We start from the raw sequence: 17,399 nt of genomic DNA, 5'->3' as shown, positions 1-17,399 counted from the left end.
ATGTAGGGCTTCCGGTGAGGCGGTTTTTTTGGCGTTCCACCCGTTAGCTGAATGAAACACAACTAATTTCTACTTTACAAACTCCTGCATTTAGCTTATTTTAACATTAAGTAATTATTAAATGTTACTTGAAATTAATTAATATTCAATTTTCTTAACACAAAATATAAACGGGAGGCACAAATGAACGATTCTTTGCAAGAGACACTACTGAAAAACATCCGTTTTGCGTACAACGAGGCGATTGAGTTTATTGTTTCCATGGGAATGTTGGCATGTGAGGATCAGCTGGCAGATCTGGCAGCGGAATATAAAATCGAAATTGATGAGCTGCTCGGAACCTATTTTGAAGATGCCCGCAAGTTATTGTCACCTCATTTCACTCGTGAGCTGATGTTTTTTTTCCGTCACAACTTTTTTCACAATGCACTGGATTTCCCGTTATATGAATCTGCCTGTTCCTATCCAGAGGCGCAGACTGCCGAAGAATGGATCAACAGACTGGAGAAAAGTCCTGCTGAGCACATCGTTTCAGAGATGGTCTATGGCGTCTACCACGATAATTTGGAGGCACTGTTGAAGGGCTACGATTGGGAGGTGGTCAAAAAGGATCTCAATAAGCTCTTAGAACTTGCTTCGGACACGCAACCTCAGCCTGAGGTGGTAGAAGCCCATGGTCCGCTGCTTGAATGCCTTGCACGTCCGCAAGAAACCAAGCTGCGTTACATACAGCTCCTGCGTCAATTCCATCAGGATGTTTTCATTCACTGGAAAGACCGGATTCAAGCAATTTCTGAACAGGCCTCACTCCGTTATGAGGCACAGTTCCGTAGTACCCCGGAGGTTTTTATTCGTGAACTTCATAAGAATGAGCCTGCACTCTTTGACTTTCCTGCCACCTTCCATGTCAGCTTTGTTTCACAGGTGAACAACAGCTTCTACAATTTCCATACAGAAACCGGGCAGATAGGCTGGGTCATCTTCGGCGTACACAATGACCGCGTATACGGCCCCGTTGCCGACCGGGAGAAGACCGAGCTGTTCCTCAAGGCCTTCTCGGATAAACGGCGCCTGGATCTCCTGCTCTTACTCAAACAGCGGCCGCACTATGGTAAGGAAATCGCTACTGCGCTTGGCATCACACCTGCAGCTGTGAATTATCATGCCAACTTCCTGTTTTTCCTGGATCTTCTGGACATCGAGCGGGTAGATCACCGCCTGTATTATGTGCTCAGAACCGATACTTTGCGCAATCTGCTTGCCTTAACAACAAAAGTCATGCTGGATTAAGACCCAATTATTAACTGGAGGGGTTCCCCTTGAATCGGACCACTACTACCGGAGCAGTACCACTAGATAAACAACCCGCCGCTGCCCAAAATATCTTTATCCGTTTGCTGAAGCTAGGCAAACCATATACTGGCTGGTATATCATCCTTTGTTTTTTTGCAGCCATCACCTCACTTACAAGCGTAGGTATTGCTGAAATTCTACGGCGTATTATTAATGCGGCTACACACCATGACACTTCCGGTCTTGCAGCCGCGATGACTCTTGCCGTTGTCATTATAGTTATCGATGCTGGAGTCCACTTTCTGAATACCTATCTCTCAGGACTGCTGGAGATCAAATCCACCTCCAGGCTCCAGGTCTCCCTGCTGACAAGGTTAATGAACATTCAGATGAAAGAGCTGGACCGTTATCATTCCGCCGATCTGATCAGCCGGATGAACGATTCTGCGCCAGCCGCCCAGCAAGGAATTAACAGGAAGACCACCGAACTGATCAGCAATCTACTGCAAATCGCATTTCTGCTGACTTATCTTCTGTCTCTGCAGTTTGTTCTAACTCTGGGTACTATACTCATCTGTTCGCTGGTCCCGCTGGTCATGCTCCCCTTTACCTCCCGGCTTCGCAGGATGAATGAGCAGCGCCAGAGTATCGAGAGTGAACAACAGGCATTCGTTCAGGATTCGATACAGGGCGCTGAGGTCGTGCGTGCTTTCTCCCTTGCTTCCCGCCTGCTAGGGCAGTTCAACCACAGAGTCCGACAATTTAACACTGTTCATTTGTCAGTATCACGGGTTGAAGCTGTAGGATACAATATGCCTCTGGCTGTTACCCTCGGCGGATTGCTCTATGTTCTCTCTTATGGTGGCTATCTGGTAGTCGGAGGCCGGCTTGATGTAGGGGCCGTTGCCGCTTTTCTTCTCTGTTTTGAGCAAATTTCTAATCCGCTATCCAAGCTTGCCAATCTATGGACTGAATTACAAGCTTCACTGGCACAAGGTAGACGTTTATTTGAGATTATGGATCTGCCCTTAGAAGGCGAGAGCCCGGCGAATACAGACGCTGCAGAACAGAACCCTGAAGCATGGACTGAAGATAAGCAGCCTGCAGCCGGTCAGCTGCCCCTTGTATTCCGTAATGTCACCTTCGGGTACGGACAACACAAAGTATTAACCGGCATCCATCTGCGGATTGAGCCCGGAAAGGTAACTGCCTTTGCAGGTGCCAGCGGCAGCGGCAAAAGTACCATTCTTCAGCTAATGCTTGCAGCTTATGTGCCTGATGGAGGGAGCATCCATCATGGCGGCATGCCTTTACATACGATTCCACCGCATAGCTGGCGCAGACATATCTCCTACGTATCCCAGGAGCCTTATCTATTCTCCGGTTCACTATACGAGAATATTGCCTGGGGACGACCCGAGGCGTCCCGTGAAGAAGTTATATCCGCTGCTAAAAATGCGGGTATCCACAAGTTCATTATGGGAACTCCCCAACAATATGAGACGATTATCGGTGAAAGGGGACTTACTTTATCAGGAGGTGAACGTCAGCGGCTATCCATTGCCCGGGCCTTCGTCCGTGAACCGGGGCTGTTGCTGCTTGATGAGCCTACTGCTGCCCTTGACAGCCATAATGAGGAGGTTGTTCAGCAGGCTTTGCAGGTGCTGATGATGAACCGGACCACAGTGGTGATTGCCCACCGGCTGTCAACCATCAGGCATGCGGATCATATTTACTTCATGGAAGCAGGAGCGATTACAGAACAAGGGACCCACGGGGAGCTGATGGCCATGCAAGGCAAGTACCACGCTATGGCCCAGGCGGGTGTCCAGACAGAGGAGATTGCGGAAGGAGGATTACAAAATGAATGCTAATTCATCTTCAGCTGGCCCAATCCGGCTTCGGGAAGCGCTCAAGCGGCTGCTCCCTTATATCAAGCCATACCGGCTCGGATTTCTGACAGCTGTGGTATTGCTCACAGCCAAGCTTGCCCTGGATATCGGGTTCGCCACGATTCAACAGGTTTTCATTGATACTATTAACAATACCGATATGCTGTCCTTGACAAGGATAACCGTAATTTGTTCCCTGGCTTGTCTAGTGACTATCCTCTGTCTTATGCTGCAGCATTACCTCCGCTTCACCGTTCACAGCCGTATGTCCTGGGATTTCCGGGCAAAGTTCTTTGACACCAGTCACCGGCTGCCTTACAGCCGTCTGGAAGCTATGCATTCCGGCGATCTGACCTCTCGCAATACTAAGGATGTGGGAGCAGCCATGGGAATGATCAGTAGTCTGGTTTACGATCTGGGCTATAATCTATTGCTCTGCTTGGTAGCATTTCTGTATTTAGCCAGTATGGATGTATGGCTCGCACTGCTTGCACTTGGCACGGGACCTGTGGTCTTTCTGTCAGGACGTTTCTTTGACCGCAAACTGCGCAAGCTGTTCACGCAGATCTATGCCCAAGAAGCCCTGTTACGGGGAATTCTGCAGGAGACTACTCAAGGGATGAAGGTCGTCCGTTCATTTTCACTGGAGAATATGCTGCTCAGCAGGTATGCCACGGAACGCAGAAAACTGAACCAGCTTGAGCAGCAAAGAACCCTGCTGAATGCCCTGCTCTGGCATTCTTCCGCTTTCATCAACAACGCTGTAATGATCAGCTGTGCTGTACTAATTGCAAGATCAGCGATGCGGGGAGAGACCACAGCAGGTGAAGTGCTTGCCTTCATCCTCCTGATGGGACGAGTTCAATGGCCGTTCGTCGAAATGTCGCAGACTTGGGGCGGGGTACAGGAATCACTCGGTGCAGCTGATCGTGTATTTGAAATTCTTGATGCTACTTTGGAAGGAGAAGCATACAGCGGCCGCTTCTCTTCCCCTGGAGAAGTGGCCACTACTGAGGAGAATGTATTAAGTATACAAGGGCTGTGCTATAGCTTCGCTGGGCCTCAGTCCAAGGAGAAGACCGGCTTATCAGAGATTAATCTCCAGCTACAGCATGGCGAGACCGTCGCTATTGTCGGACCCAGCGGCTCGGGTAAAACAACACTGGTACGATTATGCTGCGGACTGTATGAACCGCAAACCGGCAGTATTAACGTGTGCGGTAATGCAGTACACGGTCAGTTGGAAGAGGCCCGCCGGATGATCTCCTATGTACCGCAGAATCCCTACTTATTCTCGGGCAGTATCCGGGAGAATATTGCATTCAGCGCAGCTGAGGCAACGGACGGGGAGATACGAGAAGCCGCCCGGTTGGCAGGTGCAGATGAATTTATCATGCGCCTGCCGGAAGGCTATGACACAATGATTGGTGAACATGGCTCCTCCTTATCCGGCGGTCAAAGGCAACGCCTGGCCATCGCCAGAGCATTCCTGCGTAATGCACCGCTCCTGCTGCTGGATGAAGCTACATCAGCACTTGATAATGAGTCTGAACGGCTGGTGCAGCAATCACTCGAACGGCTAATGTCAGACAGGACCACCCTCGTGATAGCCCACAGACTGTCAACGGTACGGGATGCCTCGCGGATTATAGTTCTTGACCAGGGGACAATCGCCGAGGAAGGGACACATGATGAACTTCTGGAGCAAAACGGACTCTATGCTGACCTCTACCACTTACAATTCAACTCTACAGGGGCTGGAACCAGGGGTTCGGCACTACTTCCGGAATCGCTTACTGCAGGATGACTCGGAGTCTATCAACATTCCTCATTCGGAGATTGACCCATTTACCGGGGGCACAATCGTCCCGCTGCCCCGGTCATCTGTAATAACCTTGGTAGCGATTATTTTTCCGGCCTGGTCCAGTCCTTCAATCTCGAACGGAACGCCTGCCGTCGCCGGCTGAAAAGCAAACCAGATCGTCCGGCCGGAAGCCGCCGTAATCAGCTTCGCTTCGGATTTGTCCGTCCCGGCTTCCTTCTGCTGAATAATGATTTGGTCAATGTTCGGGTCCAGCACTTCTCCGAATACCATGGGAAACGGCGTGGAGACCTGCTCTATTTCAGGCACCCTCATATAATTCATGGCCGCTGGGGAAGGCTCTTCGCCGAGTCCATACCCTGCTCCCCAGACCCATTTCCATCCAAGCCAAGTCTTGCGGACATACTCTACCTGAAGGTCGCCGCCTTCCTGCTGGCCTGACCGGGTAAGGAACACAAGCTCTCCCCTGCCGACAGTCTCCTTATGTACCACCGTCATGGAATCTGACTCACGGAACAACCGTACGGCTTCCTCCGGACTGTCGCCAAGCGGAATCTGGAGGGTCTGCTCCAGTCCTAACGCTTGCGACATCCGCCGGTCAGACCAGCCGCCTGGTTTTTCGTACATATATAATAAGATATAGAGTACCGCTACCGAAGCAAGAATCACTCCGGCTGCCATGCCCCATCTACGTGTAGTTTTCATCTCTTTATACATCCCCAATCCCAAGTGTTTGCGCTTACAATGGCTTCCATCTAACTATAGAATATTTCCGGTCAGATTACAAAAGTACCCCTGCAGCAAGCTATAACCATTTATTTATTCATGCAAAAAGCCAGCAGACCAGGCTCCAAGTGGGCCTTCATCTGCTGGCTTATGTCATTCGCTTCTATGCTGTGAATGATATTATTTAACTTCAGTAGCTCCGGTTACTTTACCTTCAAGTACAGCCGTTGCCTTCACATCTTCGCTGGAGAAGTACAAGTTGCCGTCGATGGTAGCATCCTTATACACGTTGAAGCCGTTAGCTTCTACATATACATCACCTTTAATCGTACCGCCTTGAACGCGGAAGTTCTCGCTCTGTACAGTTACTTTCGGCGCTGTAAGGGTGTACGAAGCTGTAACTTTGTGGTCTGCATCCTGTGCGTACAAGGCCAGCTTACGGTAGATCGGCTTAGCTGTATCGTTCTTGTCGTGGAATTCGCCTGCTACCACTACATCCTTGTCCACAGTCAGATCATTCAGCACAGCAACGATCCAGGTTCCCTTGTCACTTACTGCATTAATGAAAGAATCAGCCTGGTTCACGATCGAAGCGGAGGTTTTTGCATCTGTCTGCTCTGTTGCTGGAGCAGTTGTCGCTGCTGCCCCTTTGTCTGCATTGTTTTTATCCGATCCACAACCCGACAACAAAGCTACCGATACGCCTGCTACTACTAATACTTTAAATAATTTCATTTTAATTCCCCCTGTTTCTTTAAGTTAATCTTATTATATATTAAAATTTTATGAATACAACGTGATAATTTTCACGAAATTGTGTCTTTTTTCACAAACATTCATATTTGCTCTTTCAAAGTATCCGCCCACTCCTCTCTAAGCAGCCCCATCCGGATAGAATCATAGAAGGTTCCGTTATAATAGCGGCATTTTCTCAACCTGGCCTCCATTGTCATGCCCAGCTTCATTCCTGCTTTCATCATGCGCTCATTCCCGGACCAGGTGGTGTAGCCGACACGGACTAGCGGAAGGGTAGTGAATAAATGACTGATCCACAGCTTGAGCGCTCTAGTTCCGTAACCGCTGCTCCAAAAGGCAGGATCATAGATGACAATCCCCATCTCCAGCCAGTATGACGGCTCATGCTCCCAATAGTAGCTGACATCGCCTATAACAACGCCCTCTACTTCTATTACCCAATTGTTCCCACATCCAATAATTTCGGCTCGCTTCCCGTAATACGTCTCCCATGTAATCCGCTTATGTTCATAATAAGGCGCATCCCATTTCTTCCATTCCGGTGCTTCCTCTTTATAAGCGAGCTCCCACAGCCTGGGCAGATCCCCTTCAGCTATTGGACGTATCCGCAATTCGTGATCCTGAACCATAAATCTCCTCCGCTCCTGTATGCCTGACGTTAACTTCTTAGCGCTTCTTATATAATCTTATAATAACTGACTATGGCAAGCCGCGGCTGGTAATAAATGTGTATAAACAAATTGGACTTCGAGGCGGAGGATTGAGATAATACATGAGAATTCATCCAGCGAGTACACAGACATTCAAGTGATATAAGTAAATACAGAAAGGAAAATCCCAATGAACCTGTCCACCCTATCGGCCTCGCTTGCGCCGCTGAATCTGCGGAGCTGTCTGATTCAGCAGCAAGGCAGGCTGATCTTCGAACATTATAGAGATCAGCGCACGGCCTCCGAGCTGGCGAAGATCAACTCCTGCACCAAGAGCATCCTCTCTGCGCTGATCTGCATCGCCATGGACCAGGGGCTGCTGCCCGGCCCTTCAGCACCTCTGAGCGGCTTTTTCCCGCAGGTTCTGCGCGATAAGGACGCACGGAAGCAGAACATTACACTAGAGCAGCTGCTGACCATGTCCGCAGGCTTTCGCTGGACGGAGTTCGGCGGGGCAAACTCCTTCCCGAAGATGACACGCACCCCGCATTGGGTGAATTATGTGCTGGAGCAGCCGCTTGCGGATGAGCCGGGTACCCGGATGGAATACAATTCGGGAATCTCGCAATTGCTGTCTTCGATTCTGGTACAAGCCACAGGACAGAGCACAGCCAGCTATGCCGAACAGGCTCTTTTCGGACCGCTCGGCATCCGGGATTATGACTGGGAATCGGACCCCCAGGGCATCCATACCGGCGGCTTCGGGCTGAAGCTGCGGCCGGCCGATCTGCTGAATTTCGGACAGCTCTATTTGCAGCAGGGGGTATGGAAGGATTCTCAGATCATCTCCAGAACGCGGGCCGCACGTTCGGTACAGCCAGTCATGCACACGGAGCCTCCCCGCCACGGAGGATACGGCTGGCATTGGTGGACAGATGCCCTGTCCTGCAGCACAGCAGCCGGAGAATTCAGTCTGGTAGACTACTATTACGCCCGCGGGTACGCCGGGCAATTCATCTATGTAGTGCCGGAGCTTCAGCTCGTCGCTGTGCTGACCCAGGATAACAAGCGCGGGAAGAATAATCCTCCAGTGGATGTGTTCCGTGACTATATCGTGCCTTTATTGGGGGCTACTTAAGCCTGCTCCTGAGCTTGCTGGCTGCATACCATATTAACGGACACAGCAGGTTGAAGAAGAATACATTGAGATACCAGATTTCATTCAGCTCGGCAATCACTGATGGATTATCCCAGACATTCATCGCCAACGGAATGCTGGCCAGGGCCAGAGGAATCAGCAGTCCCTTGTATTGCTTAATTCCGAATAGATCAGCACAGCCATAGGCAACGATGAAGAGGGTAAGAATCAGCCGGTAAAAAATAACGATGAACCAGATGATTGTGACGATAGTCTCAATCCGCTCATAGAATCCGCCTATCGTTACTGTTTTGGCCGCAAACTGGCTGACATAAGGCATGTTCGGCGGCAGGCTTTCTCCCAGCACCGCGATAATCAGCACCGTCAACAGGAGCAGGGCGATACTGGTAATCCAGGTGCTGTGGACGAGCGCTTTTCGATAAGAGGCCTTGTCCTTGATGAAGGGAACCAGGAACAGGCTTAAGGCTACTTCACTGCTCGGATAACCAAGGAACATAACCGTGCCCTGAAATACGGGCTGCACCCCCTTCTCAAAGACGGGCAGGAAGTTCGTCCATTCCGAACCGTGCAGCAGGGACAGCAAGAACAAGAGAAGCAGGGCCATTGCAACCGGGAACGTAATCTCAGCAGACCGGCCGACCGCAATAATCCCTTTATACAGGCAATAGACCAAGGCGAACAGGATCAGGACATAGATCGCTGATGGTGGAGTCTCTATGAACAGATCGTTACTGGTAAAGTCGCCGAGGCTGCGGAGCGTCAAGATGAAGATGAGAAAAGGCACACAGAATATATACAGGGCCAGCATGATTTTCCCGCCCGCCTTCCCCAGAACACGGCTTAGAAATTGCCCCAGAGTATCGCCGTTCATCTGGGAATACAGCGCCGCGAATAACCGGATGATCAGCAGCTGAATCAGCATGCCCAGCAGGATCGGTGCCCAGGAATCTTTACCGGACAATCCGATGACCATCGAAGGCAGCCCTAGCAAGGCACTTCCCCAATAATGCAGTGTCAGCAGCATCATTAACTGCCGGGAGCTCATCTGTACATCCCCTCCTTTGTTGAATCTACTCCCAGTTAGCCTAGAATGTCGCCCGGCTTCAAGAATTGAAGCAGGTTAATGAACGGCCGCAGCAGATCCGGGGTGAACCCGTCTCTGGCCGACACAATATTTAAGCCCAGTGCTAGGGCATACAGAGCGTACACAAGCGTTTTCTCCCGGAGTCTGCCCCGTTTCTTGCGGTACCGGCTGATTTGCCACATCCATAGCAGCACATTAATTGAGATTAGAAAAGCACTCATGCGTCCGGTTCCTTAAATGGCGGATTTACGATTCTTCCTCGACCCTTAATGATGTATTCCACAACCACCCTCACATCCATCCTGCTGAATTTCTCATTCCATTGATCCTTCCATTTACTCCAGTACCGGGGATGCTTCTGATGAAATTTATTGCCGAAGCCAAAGATATCGACGCCAAAATCACTCTGCACATCCCGGATTCCTGTGGCAATCAGCGCCTCCGTTCGTGCAATAGCCATCTCCTTCATCTTCTCCAGCGTCTCCCGGCTGTTCAAATCAAGGTTACATTCCACCTCTCCCACATTAGCCTCAATTCTCACCTTGACAGTGGCTGAAGGCTCGCCGTTTCGCACTTCAGGCTTAATCGAGGTCTTGGCATCCAGTACCTCCATTACAAAATCCCCGTCCAGGTCCGGACAATCCACCTTGCCTACTGTCGATTTGACCTTGCCGGTCACATAGTTATAGGCCTTGCTGTCCGATTCATTCAGCCAGCCGAGCAGAACATCATCCTTCATTACGCCTATACCCCGATACTCAAATTTGAGCGGGCTGTTAATGGAATCGACGTTTTCCTTCGTCTTTCCCTTCTCCAGATCCCCCACCAGATGAAGACCGGTCAATACGGCTTCCTGGCCGTCCAGATCAAACCATTTCATCAGATCAAGCAGGCGTACAGCCGAGGTCGGCGCCCAATTCTTCTGGGACCCGTTCAGTGAATCATAGAGGTCTCTGGCCGGCAGCCGCTCCAGAGGTGTCATGATCGACAATGCATCATAAGCCGTACCGGCCCGGACGATGGCCACATCGAAATCCGGCCGGACCTCGTGATCCCTGAACAGGAAATCCAGCGGCTTGCGGATGCCCTGCCTGGCCATGGCCTCGTCCAGCAGCAGCATGCTCAGATGGGATAGATATATCTTACGCGGCAGCATAGTGGTCAATTTACGCAGGGCTTCCATAATGGTTGCCGACTCCGTGGCAACTACAAGAGCCGGAGGTCCACCCGCGCCTCCGCTGCTGGCAGCCGCCAGACTGGGCGCAACAATCTGCACAGTTACCCGGTAGCCCTTGTCCGTACGGTCAATGCCAAGACCGATGGCGACCGCCAAATCACTAAGCTCCTTTCGGCTCCAGCAGCCCGTTAACGGCGTACTCATCAGAACCAGCACACAGATCAGGATTACCGTCCTTCTCATGGCTAAGCCCCGTTCCTGGTGCGCTTATTCCGCGAGCTTGACCAATAAGGACTGCGGAAGACGCCGTCTGCCTGTTCACTCTTCAGATAAGGCGCGTAAGGCCGCATATAAGGGACTCCCGCAGACTCCAGGCTGCAGATATGCACAGTCAGAATGACGAACCCTACTGTAATCCCGTAGATTCCGAAGGAAGCTGCCGCCCCCATGAACAGAAACCGGATGAGCCGGATGGGGATCGACATATTATAGGCAGGAATGACGAAGCTTGAAATTCCGGTAATCGCCACCACGATAACCATCCCTGCCGAGACAATTCCGGCATCTACTGCGGCTTGCCCGACAATCAGAGTCCCCACAATGGATACCGCCTGGCCGATGTTGCGGGGCATACGGATTCCGGCTTCACGTATGATTTCGAAGGTGATCTCCATGAGCGTAGCTTCAACAAATGCCGGAAATGGTACGCCCTCACGCTGAAACATAATACTTAGCAACAGCCGTGTGGGCAGCAAATCCTGATGGAAGGTTGTAATGGCAATATAGAGTCCGGGAGCAAAGATACTGATGATTACAGCGGTAAGCCGCAAGATCCGAATCAGACTGGAGAACAGATAAGGCTGATAACTATCCTCCGCCGACTGGATGAAATCCAGAAACAGGGAGGGAACAATCATGACAAAGGGGGTCCCGTCTACTATAATGGCTACCCTGCCTTCCGCCAGACCTGCCGTAATGCTATCCGGCCTTTCCGTATTAAGCACTGTCGGAAATACGGTGTATTTGTTGCTTTGCAGATACTCCTCGATGAATTCGCCTTCCAGGACGGTCTTCAGTCCAATCTCATCGAACATCTCCGAGATCCGGTTCAGCACCTGCTGATCTGCCAGCCCCTCGACATAGAGGATTGAAATATCGGTCTGCGTGACCTGCCCCACCGAACGGGTTACAATTCTCAGCCGTTCATCCTTCATCTTCCTGCGGATCATCGTAATATTAGTGCGCAGATCATCGGTGAACCCTTCTTGCGGCCCCCGGATCACCGTTTCCGTCTTGGTCTCATCGATACTCTTCTTCTCATAGCCCTGGATAGCAAGCGCAAGCGCCTCTTCACAGCCGTCAATTAACACCAGTACACAGCCGGATAATACATCCTTGACCGCTCCGCTCAGCTCTCCGGCTGTTCGGACCTGTCCCGCACTCAGGATCTGGTTGCTGAAATAGTCCGGCAGACTGTGCCCTTCCGGGGGAGGCGGTGCAGACTGAATCGCCGGAATAAAGGACTCCTCCAGAACCTGATTGTTCACCATCCCGTCCAGAAAAATTAATTGAATGACACATTCCCGCTGTACAGAAGCCCAATCCAGAAGAAGTGACCTAACGCTTACATCCGAGCTGTTGCCCAGTCTGCGGCAGATCCGCTCCGTATTGAGGTGGGCTTCCCGGCACAGGTGCTGAGGATGCTCATTATCCAAGTGGCCGGGGTACTGTTCGTGAAATTTCATGTGTAGTCTCTCCCTGCTGCATACCGCGTTAGTTATGTAATCCAGTCTTGCCTAATAAGGTTTATTTCTAAACCAAGCAGCAGCGGCCGGAGGGCCAAATGTTCACCGCAGTGACGACCAAGCTTTGATTGCATCTTTTATATCAAAAAAAGAGCCCCTTCCCTCCGCAGGAGAGAAAGAGCTTATTATGTACGTACGCACAAATCCCCGCTGCCTGATTGCTTAAGGCCCGGGGATTCATGTGTTGATTACGCTATTCAATTCAATCATTTCCTCCAAGTAACAAAAGCCATATCCCTGACATGGTGATTGTTCTCAATTTCATGTTTCATTCATGTTTCCGTATTGCCCGTTCGCTCCATTTTCGGAGTATTGCTCCATGTCATGCATATGGGGTGGATTCCCGCGTACACGATTTCACGAAAAACGTTTTCACGGACGTTTTCCCTACTGTGATAAATCGCAGTTGTACGCTTCGCTAACCTTTTTCATTGGAATCACGCTCTTTCTTCCGCAAGAACCTTCTCTTGCTTGAATAATTAGCTTCGTTCTTCTTCAAAAAAAGATTTGCTCTTTGGGTTCCCGCATACCCACGATCTGCCAGAAGATGTTATCATCCACCTTCTTCATCAGCAGCCGATTCCGGCATGCTTCGCTAACGCTAGTACATCGGGGCTCTCTCCTTTCCTTCATTCATTGCTAAATTTAGGAATGAGACCATCACCTGCAGTACCACTTGTAAGGCTTGGTGCTCTTGTTGCTGTGGTTCCTGTGGTGATGTCTACATTATACCCGATAAATGCTCAAATTTAAACTTTCAAAAACCTGCATATCCCCGCATAATCTGCGATATTTCAGGAGGATTGTAAATAAAATGCCTATCTCTAAACATTGCTTGGTTTACGGATTATTTGCTCCCGTTAGCTGCTCCTTCTCATGTATGCGCTATCATTTTGTCAGAAAAATACCGGCCAGACTGATGATTATCTCCAGACTGGCCGGTGTATCTACAGAGTGAGACTATGTTTTCTGTGCTTGCGGATTAATATCACGAGCAGATAAATTCCATAGAGGAGATACAAAATATTAAGAATTGAGACGATTAGCACCTCATGCTCCAGATTCTCATTGCTGACCATGGCCAGCGCATCATAAATAAAATGGAACGCGATCAGCGGAATAATATTCCTGCCAGTCTCTATCAGCAAAGCGAGAAGACAACCCAACAGCAGCGCATTGATCACCTGGAGAAGCGTATGTATGATATCATTTCCGCCAAACGCGTTGGCCATATGTAGAACCCCGAATACGATGGATGAGAACACAATATAGTAGAGCGGGCCTTTAGATCTCAGATAATTCCAAATCACTCCTCTAAAAATGGCTTCCTCAGCGTAGCCCACCAGCAGCGTCATAATAACAATGCTGATCACATCAGGCGCTCCCAGTTCAACGTTAACCCCATTCATCAGCGGCTGGGCTAAGGCAATAATGATTAGCGGGATGTAGAACAGAACAGCTCTGGAAGGCTCAGTCTCCAGCTTGCGGAAGCCGAAGCTCACGAGCGAAGAATCCTTTCTTTTCATATAGACAGTTACAATAATACCCATAACCAGGTAGGCACAGGCCTGGGCATTTCTAATCCCCATATCGCTGAACTCCATAATCGCGGCTACAGCGGAGGCAACGGATACAACCAGGGTCAGGACCACTCCCCATACCAGCGAGTAAACGATAGGACGTCCTTGTGCAGCAGTGTTTTTCATTTCAGATCTCCTTTGTAGTAGGCTAACGTATTGCCGCTTCAGGACAATAATGGATTAATTGTATGCTATGATGCCAAATTATACGATATCAATATAATCTTCCAGTGGGCATTGCGGTCTGTACATGCTATAATCTCTGAATCCTGCAATGAGAATGGAATAACAACATGAACAGTCCTATCAAAATCTTCAAAGTGACCGTGCAGCTGGAAAAGGATGCCTATGGCCTTGAGGTTAATCATTGGCGTCTGCTGGTGGAAACGAACCGCTATTACGAGATCAAGCCGGAGAACGGACCGGTAAAACGGATCTACAAAGAAAAATTGAATACGGTAGTGGATGACACCAAATCCTATACAGACGGCTTTCTGGCTTGTTCAGCGTTCTGTAACGAGGACCGTATAGATGATATGCATACCGAAATGCTGCATACACTCCAGGTTAAGATCAAGGCGTATATGGCAGAGCTTCATATGAACCAGCAGGCCATTGAACTGCAGTTCAAGAGTCCAAGGTCTGTGAGTGGCTTGAAGCAGCCCCCCTGTCTTGGGCTGTAACAGCCAAAAAACCGGAAGAGCCGCAGCAGTCTGCGCCTCTTCCGGTTTTTTGGCTTTGCTTATTCCCTTACAGCAGACCTGCGTTCTTCATGGCGTGTTCCCAGCTTGGAAAATAATACAGCGCACTTCTCATCAGCTCGGGCTCCTGCTGCTTGATCTGCTTCTTGTTCATGTTGCCCCCACCAGATTGAAGCTGCTTGATCCTACTGATAACTTCATCTGAAGCCATTGTAATATCCAACTCTTCACCCCTTTCCGGTGTTTCTTTCCATATTTTTCACCATTACTGCCGGTTCTATACCGGCCTGCGGCAATGGAAAATAATCAATGGCTAACAAGATAAGAGGCATCCAGAATTAGAGCGACCCGGCCGTTGCCCAGGATGGTTGCCCCGGACAGATGGTTCATCTTCCCCAGATACGCGCCCAAGGACTTGATAACCACCTCCTGATTGCCGATGATCTCATCGACTGCAAAGGCGGCGATCCTGTCAACAGACCTTACAATCACAAGCGGTATTGTCTTGGAACGGCGCTCTATGCGCGGATAATGCAGCTTGTCTCTGAGCCAGGAGAGCGGTACAATCCGCCCGTGGTTAATAATCGCCTGCTCCCCTTGAACAACCTGAATCTCTTCGGGAGCGATCCGCACGATCTCGGCCACATTATACATCGGGACAATCAGCACACGACCGGAGACCTTGACCAGCAGCCCCTTGATAATAGCCAGTGTAAGCGGCAGACGAATCGTAAACAGCGTACCTGCCCCCGGCTCGGTCTGAATATCTATGATTCCGTTGAGACGTCCAATCTGACTGCGGACAATATCCATCCCCACGCCCCGCCCTGACACTTCGCTGACTTCGGAGGCTGTGGAGAAGCCCGGCTCGAAGATCAGGCTAACGGCTTCCTGCGCGGTTAAATACCCTGCCTGCTCTTCGGTAATGATCCCTTTACTGAGCGCAGAGGCTGTAATTCGGGCGGCATCGATGCCCTGTCCATCATCCTCCAGACGAATCACGACCTGGTTCTCCTCATGAAAAGAAGTAAGCGTAATTCTGCCCTTCGGAGCCTTGCCCTGCTGTACACGCACCTCTGGACTCTCGATTCCGTGATCGGCGCTGTTACGGATCAAGTGGATTAGCGGATCACTTAGCTCTTCAATGATCATCCGGTCCAGCTCGGTCTCGCCTCCCTGAATCTGCAGCTCAATATCCTTGCCCAGCTTCTGGGCCAAATCCCTGACCAGCCGCGGAAAACGGTTAAACAGCTGATCCATCGGCAGCATCCGGGTCTTCATGACCCCTTCCTGGAGCTCTTTGATAATCCCGCCCATATGATCCGATATAGAGCCTATATCAGGCAGAACCTTGGCGGAATCAGTTCGTTGTCCGTTAGCGCTCAGATCGGCCAGAGAGGTCTGCTCGATCAGCAGCTCGCCCACCAGATTCATTAAATGGTCCAACCGCTCCACACTCACCCGGACCGTTGACTGTACCTCATGGGACTTGCCCTTCCCCGGAGCAGAGGACGAAGATTCTGTCAGCACCGGTACTGCCGTGGTCTGGGTGTCAGTCCCGGCAGCAGGTTCGGGCACGAACGGTGTAATGACAATACTCTCGACATCTGTCTCCCCTGCCAGTTGCTCGGACACCTGCCGGATCTCGCGCGGGGAAGCAGCGACTACAGCAAATTGGCTGTAGCGTGCGTCTTCATCGGCTCCAGGCGCCGCGGGGGGCGCCAGAGCAGCAGCGATCACCGGTCCGCAGACCTCCTCGATACGCTGCAAGAGGATATAATGCCGGGCCGCCTTCATCTGGCAGTCCTCTCTTAAGGTGATTGCAAGGGCCAACAGCGAGTAGCCCGCTGCGGCGGCCTCTTCCGCCTGAAGCAGCTCCGCTGCATTTAAGACCGGAAGCCGGACCGGCTGAAGTTCAGCCGGTTTATTAATCAGCGCTTTGATCTCCGCCACCACAGCGGAACAGTCTGTGAAGCCCTCCCCGCTGACATACTGCGTGCGCAACAGCTTCATCGCATCCAGCGCCCGGAAAAGCGTATCAATCAGGTTGCCGGTGATCTCCGGCTTCTTCGCCCGCACCCACTCCAGCGCATACTCCACCTCATGCGTGAGATCGCTCATCTCACGGAAGCCCATTGTGGAAGCGGAGCCCTTGATCGTATGGGCTGCACGGAAGATCGTCTGAATCAGCTCAGCGGTTGGAGCATGCTCCAGCGCAAGCAGGGCCTGGTCGATCCGCTCTAATTGCTCGTTCAGCTCTTCTATGAATATATCGCGGTAAGCCGACAGTTCCATCATCATTGCTTGTTCCCCTTTTTACCCGCCCAATATTTCTTCGAGCTTCAGAATACCGATCAGCTGGTCATCCCGCTGCCCCACTCCGTGGAATACCGCATCGCGGCTGCGGTTATGTCCGCCTGCCGGCGGATGAATCTCGGCGTACGTAGTCACCTTGTTCACCTTATCTACAATCAGTCCGACGAATTCCTCGCGGTAGTTGACCACAATAATTCTCGTACTCCGGGTATAGGGCTCATCGGCCATCCCCAGCAGATTGCGCAGGCTCATAACACAAACCACCTTGCCGCGCAGATTGACTACACCCTTGACTTCATTTCGGCTGAAGGGGATATCTGTAATGCTGAGCATTTTGATAATCTCATGAATCTCTTCAATCCGGATAGCACAGGTCTCGGCTCCTACCGCAAGCTCGATATATTGTTCCTTCTGTAAGGACGACATGTCTTCACCTTC

15 protein-coding genes are annotated in these 17,399 nt (G+C 50.7%); 5 read left to right on the top strand and 10 right to left on the bottom strand.

The features are described from left to right. The first annotated feature begins 183 nt into the window (after positions 1-183). From MKX42_RS13905 to MKX42_RS13895, 3 genes are read left to right on the top strand one after another with little or no spacing between them, the layout of a single operon-like run. Positions 184-1,290 (top strand): ArsR family transcriptional regulator, encoded by a 1,107-nt coding sequence (locus MKX42_RS13905; RefSeq protein WP_340753007.1) that lies wholly within the window; start codon positions 184-186, stop codon positions 1,288-1,290. A 29-nt stretch (positions 1,291-1,319) separates the two neighbouring features. Further along, positions 1,320-3,167: an ABC transporter ATP-binding protein gene (locus MKX42_RS13900; protein WP_340753006.1), complete on the top strand. Its 1,848-nt coding sequence runs from the start codon at positions 1,320-1,322 to the stop codon at positions 3,165-3,167. Continuing rightward, positions 3,157-4,992 carry an ABC transporter ATP-binding protein gene (locus MKX42_RS13895; RefSeq protein WP_340753005.1) on the top strand — a complete coding sequence of 612 codons (1,836 nt, stop codon included), beginning with the start codon at positions 3,157-3,159 and terminating at the stop codon, positions 4,990-4,992. Before MKX42_RS13900 ends, MKX42_RS13895 begins: the two co-directional genes overlap by 11 nt. Positions 4,993-5,013: 21 nt before the next feature. On the opposite strand, the gene MKX42_RS13890 is transcribed toward MKX42_RS13895, so the two are convergent. From MKX42_RS13890 to MKX42_RS13880, 3 genes are all read right to left on the bottom strand, one after another. Next, positions 5,014-5,712: a hypothetical protein gene (locus tag MKX42_RS13890; protein WP_340753004.1), complete on the bottom strand. Its 699-nt coding sequence runs from the start codon at positions 5,710-5,712 to the stop codon at positions 5,014-5,016. A gap of 201 nt (positions 5,713-5,913) precedes the next feature. After that, positions 5,914-6,468 carry a hypothetical protein gene (locus MKX42_RS13885; RefSeq protein WP_340753003.1) on the bottom strand — a complete coding sequence of 185 codons (555 nt, stop codon included), beginning with the start codon at positions 6,466-6,468 and terminating at the stop codon, positions 5,914-5,916. A gap of 101 nt (positions 6,469-6,569) precedes the next feature. Then, positions 6,570-7,118, bottom strand: a complete 549-nt coding sequence (locus tag MKX42_RS13880; RefSeq protein WP_340753002.1) for a GNAT family N-acetyltransferase — start codon at positions 7,116-7,118, stop codon at positions 6,570-6,572. A 211-nt stretch (positions 7,119-7,329) separates the two neighbouring features. On the opposite strand from MKX42_RS13880, the gene MKX42_RS13875 reads away from it, so the two are divergent. After that, positions 7,330-8,277 carry a serine hydrolase domain-containing protein gene (locus tag MKX42_RS13875; RefSeq protein WP_340753001.1) on the top strand — a complete coding sequence of 316 codons (948 nt, stop codon included), beginning with the start codon at positions 7,330-7,332 and terminating at the stop codon, positions 8,275-8,277. On the opposite strand, the gene MKX42_RS13870 is transcribed toward MKX42_RS13875, so the two are convergent. From MKX42_RS13870 to MKX42_RS13850, 5 genes are all read right to left on the bottom strand, one after another. After that, positions 8,270-9,343 (bottom strand): GerAB/ArcD/ProY family transporter, encoded by a 1,074-nt coding sequence (locus MKX42_RS13870; RefSeq protein ID WP_340753000.1) that lies wholly within the window; start codon positions 9,341-9,343, stop codon positions 8,270-8,272. The two genes, MKX42_RS13875 and MKX42_RS13870, sit on opposite strands and share 8 nt — an antisense overlap. A gap of 35 nt (positions 9,344-9,378) precedes the next feature. Beyond that, positions 9,379-9,603, bottom strand: coding sequence for a hypothetical protein (locus MKX42_RS13865; protein ID WP_340752999.1), 225 nt, complete (start codon positions 9,601-9,603; stop codon positions 9,379-9,381). Then, entirely contained in the window at positions 9,600-10,802 is a 1,203-nt protein-coding gene (locus MKX42_RS13860; RefSeq protein ID WP_340752998.1) for a Ger(x)C family spore germination protein, read from the bottom strand. The genes MKX42_RS13865 and MKX42_RS13860 overlap by 4 nt, the downstream gene beginning before the upstream one ends. 2 nt (positions 10,803-10,804) lie before the next feature. After that, positions 10,805-12,304: a spore germination protein gene (locus MKX42_RS13855; RefSeq protein WP_340752997.1), complete on the bottom strand. Its 1,500-nt coding sequence runs from the start codon at positions 12,302-12,304 to the stop codon at positions 10,805-10,807. 1,007 nt (positions 12,305-13,311) lie between these two features. Then, positions 13,312-14,070: a CPBP family intramembrane glutamic endopeptidase gene (locus tag MKX42_RS13850; RefSeq protein ID WP_340752996.1), complete on the bottom strand. Its 759-nt coding sequence runs from the start codon at positions 14,068-14,070 to the stop codon at positions 13,312-13,314. Between the two features lie 167 nt (positions 14,071-14,237). Here MKX42_RS13850 and MKX42_RS13845 point away from each other — a divergent pair, with 167 nt between their 5' ends. Continuing rightward, positions 14,238-14,627: a hypothetical protein gene (locus tag MKX42_RS13845; RefSeq protein ID WP_340752995.1), complete on the top strand. Its 390-nt coding sequence runs from the start codon at positions 14,238-14,240 to the stop codon at positions 14,625-14,627. Between the two features lie 324 nt (positions 14,628-14,951). Here MKX42_RS13845 and MKX42_RS13840 read toward each other — a convergent pair whose 3' ends face one another. Next, the gene (locus MKX42_RS13840; protein ID WP_340752994.1) at positions 14,952-16,946 is read right to left on the bottom strand and encodes a chemotaxis protein CheA; all 1,995 of its coding nucleotides are present in this window, start codon (positions 16,944-16,946) and stop codon (positions 14,952-14,954) included. 15 nt (positions 16,947-16,961) lie between these two features. Then, positions 16,962-17,387, bottom strand: a complete 426-nt coding sequence (locus tag MKX42_RS13835) for a chemotaxis protein CheW (protein WP_036700854.1) — start codon at positions 17,385-17,387, stop codon at positions 16,962-16,964. Positions 17,388-17,399: the final 12 nt, after the last annotated feature.

The sequence above is a fragment of the Paenibacillus sp. FSL R7-0204 genome (assembly GCF_038002225.1).
Taxonomy (GTDB): Bacteria; Bacillota; Bacilli; order Paenibacillales; family Paenibacillaceae; genus Paenibacillus_AQ.
This window is presented reverse-complemented; position numbering and strand designations above follow the sequence as displayed.

Coding starts and splice junctions, on each gene's coding strand:
- MKX42_RS13905 (WP_340753007.1), top strand. CDS start 184: ATGAACGATTCTTTGCAAGAGACACTACTGAAAAACATCCGTTTTGCG.
- MKX42_RS13895 (WP_340753005.1), top strand. CDS start 3,157: ATGAATGCTAATTCATCTTCAGCTGGCCCAATCCGGCTTCGGGAAGCG.
- MKX42_RS13890 (WP_340753004.1), bottom strand. CDS start 5,712: ATGAAAACTACACGTAGATGGGGCATGGCAGCCGGAGTGATTCTTGCT.
- MKX42_RS13885 (WP_340753003.1), bottom strand. CDS start 6,468: ATGAAATTATTTAAAGTATTAGTAGTAGCAGGCGTATCGGTAGCTTTG.
- MKX42_RS13880 (WP_340753002.1), bottom strand. CDS start 7,118: ATGGTTCAGGATCACGAATTGCGGATACGTCCAATAGCTGAAGGGGAT.
- MKX42_RS13875 (WP_340753001.1), top strand. CDS start 7,330: ATGAACCTGTCCACCCTATCGGCCTCGCTTGCGCCGCTGAATCTGCGG.
- MKX42_RS13870 (WP_340753000.1), bottom strand. CDS start 9,343: ATGAGCTCCCGGCAGTTAATGATGCTGCTGACACTGCATTATTGGGGA.
- MKX42_RS13865 (WP_340752999.1), bottom strand. CDS start 9,603: ATGAGTGCTTTTCTAATCTCAATTAATGTGCTGCTATGGATGTGGCAA.
- MKX42_RS13860 (WP_340752998.1), bottom strand. CDS start 10,802: ATGAGAAGGACGGTAATCCTGATCTGTGTGCTGGTTCTGATGAGTACG.
- MKX42_RS13855 (WP_340752997.1), bottom strand. CDS start 12,304: ATGAAATTTCACGAACAGTACCCCGGCCACTTGGATAATGAGCATCCT.
- MKX42_RS13850 (WP_340752996.1), bottom strand. CDS start 14,070: ATGAAAAACACTGCTGCACAAGGACGTCCTATCGTTTACTCGCTGGTA.
- MKX42_RS13845 (WP_340752995.1), top strand. CDS start 14,238: ATGAACAGTCCTATCAAAATCTTCAAAGTGACCGTGCAGCTGGAAAAG.
- MKX42_RS13840 (WP_340752994.1), bottom strand. CDS start 16,946: ATGATGATGGAACTGTCGGCTTACCGCGATATATTCATAGAAGAGCTG.
- MKX42_RS13835 (WP_036700854.1), bottom strand. CDS start 17,387: ATGTCGTCCTTACAGAAGGAACAATATATCGAGCTTGCGGTAGGAGCC.